Below are 16038 nucleotides of genomic sequence, written 5' to 3' on the forward strand. Positions count from 1 at the left end.
CATGTATACTAGAATCTGTCGAGTTATGCTCAGAATATTCGCCAAATTTTACTTTCATTTTACTTAATAAAGCAAATAAGTAAATAGATTGACATGGAAATTTTAGGATAATATAATAAAAGTATTCTGCTTGCAAAGGAAGGATATCGTTATGATTACTGGACATTCCAATATCAGAGAGAATCCGACAGTGAATGAGAATAGAACAGACTATCCCCGCAATCATACCATCCATCAGTTATTTCAAGAACAGGCCCGCTTGCATCCCGATGCCATTGCGGTAGCCTCAGACACCATTCAATATACGTACAAGGAAGTAGATCAGTATTCAAACCAGATTGCCGCACTTCTTCGTCAGAAGGGAGCAGACCGCGACAAAATAATCGGTATTATGTTAGAGAGATCCCCTGAAATGATAATTGCTTTAATAGCCGTTCTCAAATCAGGGGCTTCTTATTTACCGATTGATTCCGAAACACCTGGGGAACGAGTGAATTATATGCTCAAGGATAGTGGGGCATGTATGCTACTGACATCTCATCCTGAAGAGAATTACATAGAATGTATCGGTTTGGAGGTTATTCATCCCACCATTGAGGATTATTGTGACCTTCCATCCGATGCATTGACGGATATTAATCAGGCAGAAGATCCGGCTTACATCATTTATACATCGGGATCAACGGGTCTCCCCAAAGGAGTGGTTATCTCTCATCGATCAGCCATTCGTGTTGTATGTAGTACCAATTACATCACCATTACGGAACAGGACCGCATGCTTCAGATGTCCAACTATTCATTTGATGCATCGGTGTTTGAAATATTTGGAGCCCTACTGAACGGAGCAAGTTTGGTCATTATTCAGAAGGAAGAGGCACTTCACATGCCCAGCCTGGCCCGGTCCATTGAAAAAAATGGGATTACCGTTATGTTCATCACAACTGCTTTTTTTAATGCTATCGTGGAACGTGAAATATCCTGCTTCCAATCGGTTCGCAAAGTGCTCTTTGGCGGAGAAAGAGTTTCGTTAACACATGTAAAAAAAGCGCTTGATTGTATGGGGAGCGATAAGCTTATTCATGTTTATGGACCTACGGAAAGCACGGTTTTTGCCACATATTATCCTGTAAATGAAATCAAAAAGGAAGCGCTTACAGTACCAATTGGCATTCCAGTCGCTAATACCTCCGTTCTGGTATTGGATGAGCATGATCATCCCGTCCCTGTTGGAACAGCCGGGGAATTATGCATATCCGGTGATGGACTTGCGCTCGGTTATTTGAATAACGATGAACTCACAGAACAAAAATTCATTCCGCATCCCTTCTTTACATCAGAACGGATGTACCGCACGGGTGATTTGGTTCGCTGGACGCCTGAGCATACCCTTGAATTTTTGGATCGAATGGATCAACAGGTGAAGCTTCGTGGTTTTCGGATCGAGCTGGGTGAAATTGAAACCCATTTGTCCCGGCATGATGCGGTAGCAGAGGCATTTGTCATGATGCGAACAAACGATGCAGGCCATGCCTATCTGTGTGCATATATGGTGTTGACCCAAGAAACCTCAATTGAGGAGCTGCGTCTTTTCCTGGAACAGAGAATACCGGAGTATATGGTGCCAAGCTATTATGTCAAACTGGAGCTGCTTCCGCTGACTGCTAATGGCAAGATTAACAAAAGTGAATTACCCGAGCCGGATAGCAGCATCCATTCAGGCAGGGAATACGTTGCTCCGACAACAGAGTTGGAACAACACCTGTCCTTGATTTGGAAGGATGTACTACAAATCGAGCAATTGAGTGTAAATGACAGTTTTGCACATCTGGGGGGTCATTCCCTTAATGCCATTGAAGTGATTGCACGGATTAATGAGGATTTAAGTGCAAGTCTGCCATTAAACCAGCTTTTTCGTCTTGGAACGATCCAAAATATAGCAACATTTTTGGAAGAAAATAATGATGAGGATAACACGGAGGCTTATTTTACGGATCAAGGTGATCCTGCCAATATGCTTGAGCCATTTGGTCTTACGGGTATTCAGCTGGCTTATTTGATTGGACGTGACCCTGCATTTGAGATGGGTGGAGCTGCAACGAATTTTACGGTCGAATTCGAGGCCGAGGCGGATATGGATTTGGTTAATGCAACTTTGCAGAAATTGATCAATAGGCATCCTATATTACGAACAGTTGTGTACGAGAACGGGACACAGCAAATATTGAAAAGTCCACCGTTATACACGGTAGAAGTGATAGACGTGTCAGAATGGGATACGACATATCGTAGCTCGCAAATGGAAGCAGAGAGACAACGAATGATGACAAAAGTGATTGTTCCAAGCGAGTGGCCATTATTTGAAATGAAAGCTTACCGAATGTCAGAGAATCAATATTATTTTTATCTGAATCTGGACCCGCTCATCTGTGATGACAGCAGCTTGAAACTGCTCATCAAGGAATTCAAATGGCTCTATGCAAACGGGGATCAGGAGCTGCCGGAGCTTCAATATAATTTCAGGGACTACGTTCAGGCAATGGCACGTTTCAAACAGTCTGCACGTTATTTCAAGGATCAGCGCTACTGGATGGACAAGCTGGGAGACTTTCCGGGTTCTCCGGCTTTGCCGCTCAAATGTAATCCGGCAGACATAAACGTTCCCCAATTCAGCAAATTCTCGAACTTTATAACGGGTGAACATTGGAACAAGCTTAAACAGCAGGCAAGGCAGCATAACGTTACCCCAACTTCCATTTTATGCGCAGCCTATGCCTATGTACTTGCGCATTGGTCAAACCAGGAGAGATTTGGGGTCAACCTGACCGTATTTAATCGGATTCCGTTTCATGAAGATGTGAAGAGGATGGCGGGAGACTTTACAACGCTGATGTTGCTGGATATTGATGCCCAAAAATCTCTGAATTCGTTCTGGACATTTACAGAGTCGGTGCAACATTCATTGCTGGATGCATTGGATCACAGACATTATGATGGCGTTGATTTTATAAGACAATTGGGCAAAAAACATGATATGCACAAGAGAGCAGTCATGCCAATTGTATTTACAAGTGTCTTAAATGAAAATGTGGAAGATTCATTTGACGCTTTGTTTAACTTTGACCAGATCAAGTATTTCAGTACAAGAACCTCACAGGTTTATATTGATAATCAGGTCTATGAAATCAATGGCGGTTTGTATATCACATGGGACTTTGTGGATCAATTGTTTGAAAAAGAAGTGATTGAATCTATGTTCCAGCAGTATCTGAACATTCTGAACCAAGTGATCTCTGCAACACAAGTTACCAAGCTTGAGTTGAGTCAAGCGAGCAGGCAACTCATCAAACAGTATAACGATACAAGCAAGCCGTTTACTCTGAAGCCTCTGCATGACCTGTTAACTGCAACAGCGATCAGATTAGGAGATCGGGTGGCGATTCAGCATCATGAACGTTCCATTTGTTACATAGAGTTGGAACGCAGATCGAATCAGATTGCCAGGTATTTGATCGATCAGGGAGTACAGCGGGGCGATTATATTGGTGTGTATGGCAAGAGATGCATTGACACCATTGTGAATATATTTGGTGTGCTCAAAGCGGGAGCAGCTTATATTCCGCTTGATCCGGACTATCCGGAGGAACGTAAGCAATATATTCGCGAAAAGGCCAACTGTAAATTTTTCATCATGCCAGAGCTATATGAGACGGAATCGTTAGAAACCTACTCTGCGGAATCCATAAACAGCGGAGTGACGAATGATGATATGGCCTATGTTATTTTTACTTCTGGCAGCACGGGCAAGCCCAAAGGTGTGCAGATCAAGCACGGCGCAGCAGCCAATACGATCCTGGATATGAATGAAAGATTCAACGTAACCTCCAGTGATCGAATGATGGGCATATCTTCATTATGTTTTGACTTATCCGTCTATGATATTTTCGGCGCAGTCAGCTGCGGGGCTTGTCTGGTTCTTATTGATGATCAGCGTGACATGTTTCAGCTCAAGAACGTGATGGAACAAGAAAAAATCACCATTTGGAATTCGGTTCCTGCTCTTATGGACATGTGTGTTGATCTGTATTCACCGGGAGAAAAGAACAACGACCTTCGTCTGGTATTGCTTAGTGGTGACTGGATATCTCTACGGCTTCCTCAGAAAATAGTTGACGTATTTCCTGAATCTGAGGTGGTTAGTTTGGGAGGAGCCACTGAAGCATCGATATGGTCCATCTATTACCCAATCACGGCAGTGTCTGAGCAATGGAAGAGTATCCCTTATGGTAGACCACTAGCCAATCAACAAATTCATGTGCTGAACAGACAACTTCAACCATGCCCTCTAGATGTTGAGGGGGAATTGTACATTGGTGGAAGCGGTGTAGCAAGCGGTTATCTTCATGACGAGGAAAAAACAAGACAGTCATTCATTGTTCATCCACAGTTCGGGTACATCTACAAGACAGGAGATTTTGGTGTCCTTCGATCCGAAGGTTATGTGGAGTTCCTGGGCAGAAAAGATAGCCAGGTCAAAATCAAAGGTTATCGGGTAGAACTTGGTGAAATTGAGAACGTACTTTTGCAAGCTGAAGATGTGCAAAAGACAGCCGTAATTGATGTTGCTGACGAGAACGGAGTCAAAAGCCTCTTTGCCTTTGTTGTTACAGATCAGGATGTGGACACACTGCCACTGAAAGCTCTTTTGCAAAGTAAATTACCAAATTACATGGTTCCGTCCATGTTCCTGAATGTAGATGAAGTTCCGCTTACTGCCAATGGCAAGGTCAACAAAGCGACACTTGAACAAGTGGCAAGGCAGCATCAACTCACTGTTCGTGAACATGCTGTAGTGGATACAGAGCCTGTCAATTCCATTCAGGAACAGCTGCTTCAGATCTGGAGTGATGTGTTTGGCTTGAAGCAGATTGGCCTGAACGTAAGCTGTTTTGATCTCGGCGGAGATTCGCTGAAAATTATGGCAATGGTGGCTGAAGTGAAGAAGCGTCTTCATGTTGAAGTTCCCATTGGCGAAATGTTCCGAAATGATACGATATACAGCCTGGAACAATACTTGGTTACCAAAGCACATGTCAAACCTGCTGTGATCATTGAGAAGTTAAGTCGCCGTGACCGGTATAAGGCTTCTGCAGCCCAGAGAAGCATGTATACCCTCTCGCTGCTTGAAAATAATAGGGGCGCTTATCACATTCCCATGGCGCTGCTTATGGAAGGAGAAGTACACTTCGTACGGCTTGAGAGAGCGCTTCAAACGTTTATTGAGAGGCATGAAATACTGAGAACTGGATTTGAAGTGATAGAGGATGAGCTTGTCCAGACGGTTCAAACAAACGTAGCCTTTGAACTTGAATATGATGATCTCGGAGAACTCGATACAGATGACCATGAACTCGTTCGTTTGACAAGTAACCTGTGCAAACAGTCCACTCAAGCTTTTGATCTCCGCCAGCCTCCTTTAATGAGGGCAAAACTGGTGAGAATTGGCCATGGACGTCATTTGTTTATTATAAATTTCCACCATATTGTGGCTGACGGTACATCTCAAGGCATATTGATGAACGAATTGCTGGAGCTCTACAGTGGCTCAATTCTGCCAGACGTTGATGTGCATTATCAGGATTATACGGCATGGCAGGAACAGTACAGTCATTCGGATGAGATGGCGAAACAGGAGGCTTACTGGCTGGATATCTATAGTAGTACCCCGCCAACGCCTGAGCTTCCGTACGACTTCAAACGACCTGAAGTTAACAGGTATGAGGGAAACAACATTTACAATCACTTGGGCGAGAGCCTGACCCGCGACATCAGGCAGCTTGCCAAGGATACCGGATCAACGTTGTATATGGTGATGCTTAGTGCCTATTTCCTCTTACTGCACCGGTATACACATGAGAAAGACCTGGTTGTGGGTACGGCTGCCTCTGGCCGTCTGCATGAGCCGTTACAACATATGTTTGGAGTATTTGTGAACACCATTGCATTGCGAAACCAGATGAACGAATCGGATACGGTCAGACAGTTTATTGAGCAAATCAAACAATCAACCGTAGCAGCCTTTGAACATTCAGAGTATGCATTTGATGAACTGGTGCGAAAAACAGGTGCGCAGCGTGAGGTCAATCGTAATCCGTTGTTTGACACGATGTTTTCGCTGGAGAACGCTTCGCTGTTTACTCGTGAAAAAGAGGGTATCCAGGTGTCGCCTGTCATGTTTAATCTGGATAATGCAAAATTTGATCTGACATTCAACATCCTTGAGTTTGAAAATGAAATCGTGCTTAACGTGGAGTACTCCACCGATTTGTTTGGTCAGGAAACCATTCAGCGCATGAGTGACAACTATATTGCCTTAGTAGGCAACATGATATCCGGTCTGGAACAGCCGCTTAGCGAGATTGAAAGTGTGTCTCCGAGAGAAAGAGATCAGTTGATTCATACCTTTAATCCACCATCCATGGAGTATCCGTTGCATCAAACTGTGGATGAGCTCTTTGAACAGCAAGTGAGACGTACACCGGATCATGTTGCTCTGGTGATGGGCGAAAATCATGTAACCTATCGCGAGTTGAACCAACGAAGTGAACAGCTTGCTGATCTACTACGGAAAAAAGGAGTGCGTGATAACAACATCGTCGGGGTCCTCGCAGAGCGTTCAATCGATGCGGTGATCGGAATGCTGGCGGTTCTAAAAGCAGGCGGAGCATATTTGCCCATTGACCCGGCCTATCCAAATGATCGTATCCATTACATGCTTGAAGACAGTCAGACCCAATGGGTATTAACACCGAAGGAACGGTTTGAACATGTCGTTCAGGGAAAAGAAAGCTCGGTCCATCTCATTGATTTGCAGACTGAACTTTTGCAAACGGACGAATTTCGGGTCTCCTCTTCCTTGCAACCAATACGGGGACAAAGCCGGGATCTGGCTTATGTCATTTACACATCAGGTTCCACAGGTCAGCCCAAGGGAGTGATGGTTTCACACCAATCGCTTGTTCATTTGTGTACATGGCATCGTAAACGGTATCAGATCACCGATGCTGATCGCAGTGCCAGCTATGCAAGCTTGAGCTTTGATGCTTTTGTGTGGGAATTGTTCCCATACCTGTTGTCAGGAGCTTCCGTACATCTGATTCAGGATGAAATCAGGCTGGATGTGATGCGCATCAATGATTACTTCCATCAGCATCAGATTAGTATTGCGTTCCTGCCTACAGCGATTTGCGAGCAGTTTATCCGGCAGGAGAATCGTTCCCTTCGAACATTGCTGACGGGGGGAGACAAGCTGAATTATTTCGAATCCCGAAAGTATGAAATTGTGAACAATTATGGCCCTACTGAAAATACCGTCGTCACTACCAGTTTTACCATCGATCAGATGTATTCCAATATTCCTATAGGTCGACCACTGCCGAATACCAACGTGTTTATTCTGAGTGCCAGTGACCAGCTGTCGCCCATAGGGGTTCCGGGTGAATTGTGCATAAGTGGAGCCGGACTTGCAAAAGGGTATTTGAACAGGCCCCAGTTAACGGCAGAGAAGTTTGTTCAACATCCGTTTAATCCAGAACAACGGATGTATCGGACCGGAGATTGGGTGCGCTGGCTACCGGATGGGAATATTGAATATTTGGGTCGCATGGATGATCAGGTGAAAATACGCGGATTCCGTATTGAGCTTGGAGAAATTGAACATCTGCTGTTGCAGGACCCAAGGGTGTTAGAGGCGGCAGTTGTAGCGCAAATGGACCCGACAGACTCGACGTTTCTTTGTGGTTATGTCGTTTGTCATGAGGGGTATCCTGTGGAAGTTATCGATGAGATCAAAGAAGAATTGATTCGGCGTTTGCCTTCGTATATGGTGCCTGCCCATTTCGTGACGATGGATCGCTTGCCTTTAACAGCTAACGGTAAAGTGAACCGCAAAGCATTGCCGATTCCGACATTATCGGACAACCGGGCAGCTATCGGGTATGCACCACCAAGGAATCCGGTTGAAGTTGCACTGGTCACTCTTTGGCAGGATATTCTAAAGGTTGGCAATTTGGGTGTCCATGAACGGTTCTTTGATATTGGCGGACACTCCCTGCTGGCCACCATACTAATCTCCAGATTACACAAGGAGATGCAGGTAGAAATGCCATTGGTACAGATATTCCGTACGCCTACAATCCGGGGCATGGCCCAATTCATTCTGGATCATAAAAAAAGCAAATATACATCTATTCCCCATGCGCCATTGCAGTCCTTGTATGATTTATCAGCAGCGCAGCAAAGAATTTATATTTTGAGCAATCTGGACCCTACGGGTACAGCCTATAATATGCCTCTTGCTATGAAATTGAAGGGGAGCATAAATAAAAAACAATTGAATGAGGCGTTCTCCCGCCTGATTGCAAGACATGAATCCCTTCGAACTTCATTTGTCATGAATCAGGGTAAGCCTGCTCAAAGAGTTATGCCAAGTGTCGACTTTGAAGTTCATTACAGTTCCCTCCATACCGCAGGGGAACCACCTGTTCTATCCAAGTGGGTACAACCTTTCTCATTGGAACAAGCCCCATTGATGCGGGCTGAACTTGTGCAAATCAAAGCAGATGAACATGTCCTTTTGTTTGACATGCATCATATGATTTCAGATGGGATCTCGATCGGAATTCTGTTACATGACCTGGCCGAGTTCTATAATGGCAAAAAATTGCCACCTGTAGCTGTGCAGTACAAGGATTATTCCCTCTGGGCACATGAACGGCAAACAAGCAGTGACTCGGTCCGGCATGCAAATTATTGGTCTGATGTGTTGAAGGAAGAGGTTCCGGTTCTTGACCTGCCTTTGGATTTTCCACGGCCGAAGACTAAGACGTTTAATGGTGATCAGATTCGTTTGCATCTGGATGAAACACTGACGGTTGCGCTTGAGCAGCTGGCCAATGATCAGGGAGCCACCATGTATATGCTGTTTGTCTCTGCATTTACAACACTGCTCTCCAGATATACCGGACAGGAAGATATCCTGATTGGTACGCCGGTATCAGGTCGGAATCATGATGATCTCAACCGTGTTGTCGGCATGTTTGTAAACACAATAGTTCTCAGAAATGCGCCGCTGGGCCATTATACCTTCCGGCAATATCTGGAACAGGTGAAGGAGAACATACTTCAGGCCTATGAGCATCAGGAATATCCATTTGAACGTTTGGTGGAACAGGTTGATGTGAAGCGTGATCCTTCACGCAATCCACTGTTTGACGTCATGCTTGTTCAAAATACAGATCATCTTGATCTCCAGATGAACGATGTAGAGGCCGTTTTGCTTGAAGATGGCATCCAACGTTCCAAATTTGATATGACGGCCAGAATGAACAAAACCAACCTGAGCTGGAATCTCGAACTGGAATATAACACGGATGTGTTCCGGGCGGAGCGTATTCAGCGCTTTGCTAAACATTTTGTCGAGATATTGAGACAGATCGCTGCTGCTCCAGAAGTACGACTGGATCAATTGGATATTCTGACGCAACCTGAGAAAACCGTTCTGACAGGGTTCAACCCGCCGAGACAGGCTTATGAACGGGACAAAACATTGATCCAGATGTTTATGGAGCAGGTTGAACACAATCCGGACAACATCGCTTTAGTTTTCGAGAATGAACAGCTGACCTACCGTATGTTGAATGAGAGGGCGAATGTCCTGGCTTGCGAGTTACGTCAGGAAGGAGCAGGACCAAATCACATTGTAGCTGTGATGGTGGAGCGCTCCATAAATATGATCGTTGCGATTGTAGGTGTGCTCAAATCAGGTGCGGCTTACATGCCGATCGATCCTGAACTTCCTACTGAGCGTAAGCGTTATATGCTGACTGACAGTGGTGCGCGTTTATTATGTACAGCAGATCATTCCATGGTGGATGACCTTGTGTTTGAAGGTACAGTTATTTTATTGGATGGATTGGATCGTTCAGGGGTACGTGAACCAGTACGTGAACCGGACATGATCAACCATTCCAACGATGCGGCTTATGTCATTTATACTTCGGGTTCTACTGGCAGACCCAAAGGAGTCGTTGTTGAACATTACAATGTTCACAATCTGGTGGACGGATTGGTGGAGGCGATATATCAGCACTATGAGACCCCTTTGAATATTGCATTAATTGCTCCATATATCTTTGATGCATCCGTAAAGCAGATTTTTGCTGCTTTACTGCTCGGACATGCACTGCATATCGTGCCTAAGAGCACAGTCTGGGAAGCAGATCTTTTGCTGAATTATTATGCTCATCATCATATTCATGTGTCCGATGGTACGCCTGCTCATCTGAAATTGCTCACCCTGGCCTCGGCCGGATGCAAACAGCAGTATGAACTGCAAGAGCTGATTATCGGTGGCGACGTGCTGACCTTTGACCTTCTCGATGAAGTATATACCACGCTCCCTGGAATGAGAGCAAACGTTACAAACGTATATGGACCGACGGAATGCACGGTGGACGCGGCTTGGAACAGAATCATGTATGGGACAGGCGAGCGATCAGGAACGATTCCGATCGGCAGACCGATTCGAAATACAAGCATCCTGATTATGGATCGTTACAATCGTCCACAGCCGGTTGGTGTACCGGGTGAGTTGTGCATTTCGGGTGAGGGAGTGGCACGCGGGTACTTGAATCAACCGGATCTTACGGGAGAGAAGTTTGTGGATTCACCTGTAGAAAGTGACCGAAAAATGTATCGTACAGGGGATACCGCCAAATGGCTGCCGGATGGAACCATTGAATTTGTTGGCAGACAGGATGATCAGGTTAAAATCCGTGGTTATCGAATCGAGCTTGGGGAAGTGGAATATCAGTTAACCCGTCTGGAGGTAATTCAAGAGGCGTTTGTTAACGCAGGTCAGGATGACAGCGGTAACGATTATCTCTGTGCTTATATTGTGATTACTGATCCGGGGATCTCCATTATGGACGTGCGTGAGAAACTTGAGCTACAGGTTCCTTCATATATGATACCAGCCCATTTTGTCAAAATGGACCACTTGCCGAGAACGGTAAGCGGAAAAGTGGATCGCTCCCGTCTCCCTGAACCGGGCAACAGCATACTGGATGACTCGAAGTATGAATCGCCGAGGAATGACAAAGAGCAAAAGCTTGTTCAGATATGGGAGAACATCTTGAATCTGGATTGTATTGGAATTCATCATAACTTTTTTGTCATGGGTGGAGACTCCATTAAGGCACTCCAGACGATTTCGGGATTGTCCAAACTGGGTTTAAAAGTAGAGATGAAGGATCTTTTTGCCAATCCGACCATCCGGCAGCTTAGTCCATATGTCAAACAGTCACAGTTCCATTCTACTGGGAATGTTGAGGTGACAGGTGAGGTTTTCCTAACACCTATTCAGCAGCGCTTTTTTGCGAGAAATCATACAGAGCATAACCATTACAATCAGGCTTTTATGTTATTCAGGCAGGAAGGGTTTGATGAGAACACCATTCGACTTAGTTTCGAGAAACTGATGGAGCATCATGACGGTTTAAGAATGGTTTATGAATACAACTCTTCTGGAGAAATGACACAGACCATTCGGAGTTATAGAGAGGGTATGTTTGAGTTCAGCGTTGTGGATGCCAGAGGCGTAGCACAACCGGAAGTATTCATTGAAGAGCAGGCATCGTTGTTGCAAAAGAAAATGCGGATTCATGAGGGACAACTTGTTAAACTCCGGCTCTTCAGGCTTGATGAAGGAGAACACCTGTTAATTACTATTCATCATTTGGTCATGGATGGTGTGTCCTGGAGAATTTTGCTCGAAGATTTTGAATGGTTATACATGCAAGGGGTTGAACAAAAGCCGTTTGATGTGGGACACAAAACCGTCTCTTACCAGCAATTTGCTGCTGCATTAAAGTCGTATTCCAAACATCACCTTTTGCAAAAGGAGCAGGCGTTCTGGAAAAACGTGTCCAGTGTGTATACGCCATTCCTGGATTCTCAGCGCCAAACAACGGACACAGTCCATGACCATGGTCATAGCGCTACCCTTGTATCTGAGCTTGATCGTGAACAAACCGGCTGGCTTCTTCAACAGACAAACAGAGCCTACCAAACGGAGATTAATGACATTCTGTTGACTGCACTTATGCTAAGTGTAACCGAAATGACCGGTCAATCCCGATTCAAAATCATGCTGGAGGGGCATGGCCGACAAGGACTTGAAACCGAGCTGGATGTCAGCAGAACGGTCGGATGGTTTACATCGGTATATCCGGTAGTATTTGACCTGTGTCAAGAGCTGGAATTGCCTAAAGCAATTAAAACAGTCAAGGAAACACTGAGAACCATCCCTAATAAAGGCATCGGGTACGGAATTCTCAAGCATATGGCTGATCAGCATGGTTTTGCAGATGAAAAGGAAGCACCTATTTTGTTCAATTATATGGGTGAACTGGACAGCAGTCTGGAACGGAGCTTGTTCAGTTCGTCATATATCCCGGTAGGACAAACGGTGGGTGGGCAACTCATCAGAGCGCATGATTTTGAAATAAATGTAGTTGTAATAGATGGGAAGTTCACCATTCATACGACTTACAGTGATGGAGTATACGAAGCTGGGATTGCTGAAAAGCTTAATCGGTTGTTCATGTATAACTTGTATCAAATCGTTCAACACTGCCGGAACAAGCAGGGCGCAGAGAGAACCCCATCTGATTATGGGAAGCATCCTGTATCCATAGCGGAGTTGGAAGCCATACAAAATAGAGTTGATCCACTTGTGATCAGCAAAATTTATCCGTTGACCCTTATGCAATCCGGCATGTTGTACCATTCGCTGGAGCAAGAAACATCACACGCCTATTTTGAGCAGGTATTTGTGGAATTAAAGGGTAACGTTGATTTGGAGATATTGAAATACAGTTTAGGACGGGTGGTACAGCGCCACGAAGGGCTTCGTTCCATATTTGAATATCAACTTGTAGAGCGACCTCGCCAGCTTATTATTGACGAGCAACAGGTTGAATGGTTGATGCTGGATTGGAGCGGAAAGAGCCAGCATGAACAGCTTCAACGGATGGAGCAGTTCATGACTGATGATCAGGAAAGAGGGTTTGATCTCAGCCGGGAGTTATTAATTAGATTTTGTCTGATCTCCAGAGGGGCGGATGCGTTCACGCTGGTCATCAGTCATCATCATATTTTGCTGGACGGCTGGTGTCTGGATATCCTGATTCGTGAAATGTTTGAGATTTATGCCAGTCAGCAGGCTGGGCAGCCTGAAATGTTGGAAGAAACCAGGCCGCTGGGGGACTACCTCGACTGGCTTGATCAACAGAACAAGGAGGAAGCACTGGCGTATTGGAAACAGTATCTCCAAGGCTACTATGAACGAGTCTCTTTGCCCAAAACAGGGACTAACCTGGATACAGCAGCGCCAACGTTGCGGGAGCAGGAAATTCAATTCCCGCGTGAACTCACAAGTCGGCTGAAACAATTCGCTGTGAACAATCAGGTTACATTTAATGCGTTGATTCAGGCGATATGGGGCATGGTTTTGTGCAGATACAGTGGTACAGAAGATGTCATATACGGCACAGTCATTTCCGGGCGAGACGCTGACGTTGAAGGAATAGAGAACATGGTGGGGCTATTTATTAATACCATTCCTACCCGGATTAAGCTTGAACCGGAAGAACTTTTTGCCGATGCTCTCCGCAGGGTTCAACAGGAAGGGATGGAAGGCCAAAAGTATGGCTACGTAAACCTGGCAGATATACAGGATCAAAGTGAATTAAAAGCCGATTTGCTTGACCATGTATTGGTGTTCCAAAACTTTGGGAATGAACAGGCTGCGGGTCTAGTGGTGGAACAAGGGACAGGAGTCACGCTGGAGCGAGTTTATGGCAATGAGCATACACACTATGATTTGAGTGTGACTGCTGTTCTGGACGATACATTCAGACTTAAATGGTCTTATAACAGTAACGTACTGGATTCAGATCTGATGAATGGTCTGGGTAATCATGTTCTCTATGTGGCGGAGCAAATTAGTGCAAACCAGAATATTCGTGTAAGCGAAATTGCTCTTATTGGCGAGCAGGCCCGCCATAAGATGGAGTTGTTATCCCATGGCCCGATGACACCATTTCCCAAAGAAAAGACATTATCTCAGCTATTCGACGAACAGGCAGAGCGAACTCCAGATGCAGTTGCACTGGTAATGCAAGAAAAACAGTTCACCTACCTGGAGCTGCAGGAGAAATCCAATCAGATGTCAGAACGTTTACGCATGCGAGGTATTCAAAATTCATCCATCGTAGGACTGATGGTACAACGCTCTTCCGAGATGATTATAAGTATTCTTGGAATTCTCAAATCCGGAGCAGCCTATTTACCGATCGATCCCGAATGGCCAAGAGCACGAATTGTGCACATGCTGCATGACAGCGGTGCCGCCTTGTTGCTTACGGAAAAACAATGGATGGAGGATTTCACAGACGTCATTGAAGTCATGAATGTACGTGCAGATGTTGAAGAAACCATCCGATTAGAGAACTTAGGCATGAAGGAATCAGCACCAACCTTGGCATCCGAGGATAAGGAGGGAGACGATCTGGCATATATTATCTACACCTCGGGCTCTACGGGGAAACCAAAAGGTGTAATGATCTCCCATGCCAATGCCATTCGGGTAGTGAAAGATACGAATTATATTCAGATCTCTTCCTCTGATTCAATACTGCAGATCTCAAATTATGCTTTTGATGGCTCGATATTTGACATCTTTGGAGCGCTATTAAACGGCGCGAGGCTGGTCATGATTGAACAGGAGACCCTGCTGGATATCAACCAATTGTCTAAAGTGATGACAGAGGAGAGAATTACGGTCTGTTTCATGACGACTGCATTGTTTAACTTGCTGGTTGATCGTGCGCCTCATTGTTTGCTGGGACTTCGGAAACTCCTGTTTGGAGGGGAGCGGGCTTCTGTCTCCCATGCTCAGAGAGCTCTTTCCCATATGGGAGCAGATAAACTGATCCACGTATATGGTCCTACGGAAAGTACAGTATTTGCAACAAGTTACCCTGTACAAGCTATAGGTGACAATGATGGAATTCTTCCGATTGGCAAGCCCATTGCGAACACATCTGCATGGATTCTGGACGACAAACAACAGTTTGTTCCAAATGGAGTACCTGGAGAGCTCTATCTCTCAGGTGATGGATTAAGTCTCGGTTATCTGAACAATGCAGAGCTGACCGAAGCCAAATTTGTCAACAACCCCTATCAGCTCCATGGACGAATGTACCGCACTGGAGATCGGGTGCGTCGACGGTCTGACGGAACGATTGAATTCCTGGAGCGGATGGATCATCAGGTGAAACTGAGAGGTTATCGGATCGAACTTGGGGAGATCGAACAGGTCCTGATTTCACATGAGCATGTCCGTGAAGCCATGGTTGTAGCTGTCAAAGATTCGGGTGGGCAGGATGCATTGTGTGCTTACCTTACCGTCCTGCAGGAAGTCAGCCGGATGGATATGCAATCCTTTATGGAAGCCCGTTTGCCTGGTTATATGGTCCCATCCTATTTCAAGGTATTGGAGCAGTTTCCGCTTACGCCAAACGGGAAAATAGATCGCCAAGCGTTGCCTCGACCTGAGATAGCAGTCAAATCAGAGACAACGTATGAAGCGCCTTCCAATTATGTGGAGGAACAGTTAATAAACATATGGGAAGAGGTACTGAATGTGAAGCCAATTGGCACCGCCCACCATTTCTTTGAATGCGGTGGGAATTCCCTGAAAGTGATGCATGCAGTTCAGCTGACTAACCGAAAGTTCCAAATGGAATTGAAAATCAGCCAATTTTTTGAATATCCAACGATTAAACAACAGGCCATTCATATATTGAGCGGTAGTACAGCTGGCCCTGATGTGAATGAATATGTGGAAGAAGAGATTTAACAGTTCGTTCTTTAAGTTCAATAAATGACTCAATGATCCGAGAGAGACTGCATCAC

Annotated in this window: 1 protein-coding gene; it reads left to right on the top strand. The window is 45.2% G+C overall.

The features are described 5' to 3' along the window. The first annotated feature begins 151 nt into the window (after positions 1 to 151). Positions 152 to 15982 (top strand): non-ribosomal peptide synthetase, encoded by a 15831-nt coding sequence (locus MKY66_RS12995; RefSeq protein ID WP_076217152.1) that lies wholly within the window; start codon positions 152 to 154, stop codon positions 15980 to 15982. The last annotated feature ends 56 nt before the right edge of the window (positions 15983 to 16038 follow it).

Source organism: Paenibacillus sp. FSL R5-0766 (genome assembly GCF_037971845.1).
In the GTDB taxonomy this organism is placed as follows: domain Bacteria; phylum Bacillota; class Bacilli; order Paenibacillales; family Paenibacillaceae; genus Paenibacillus.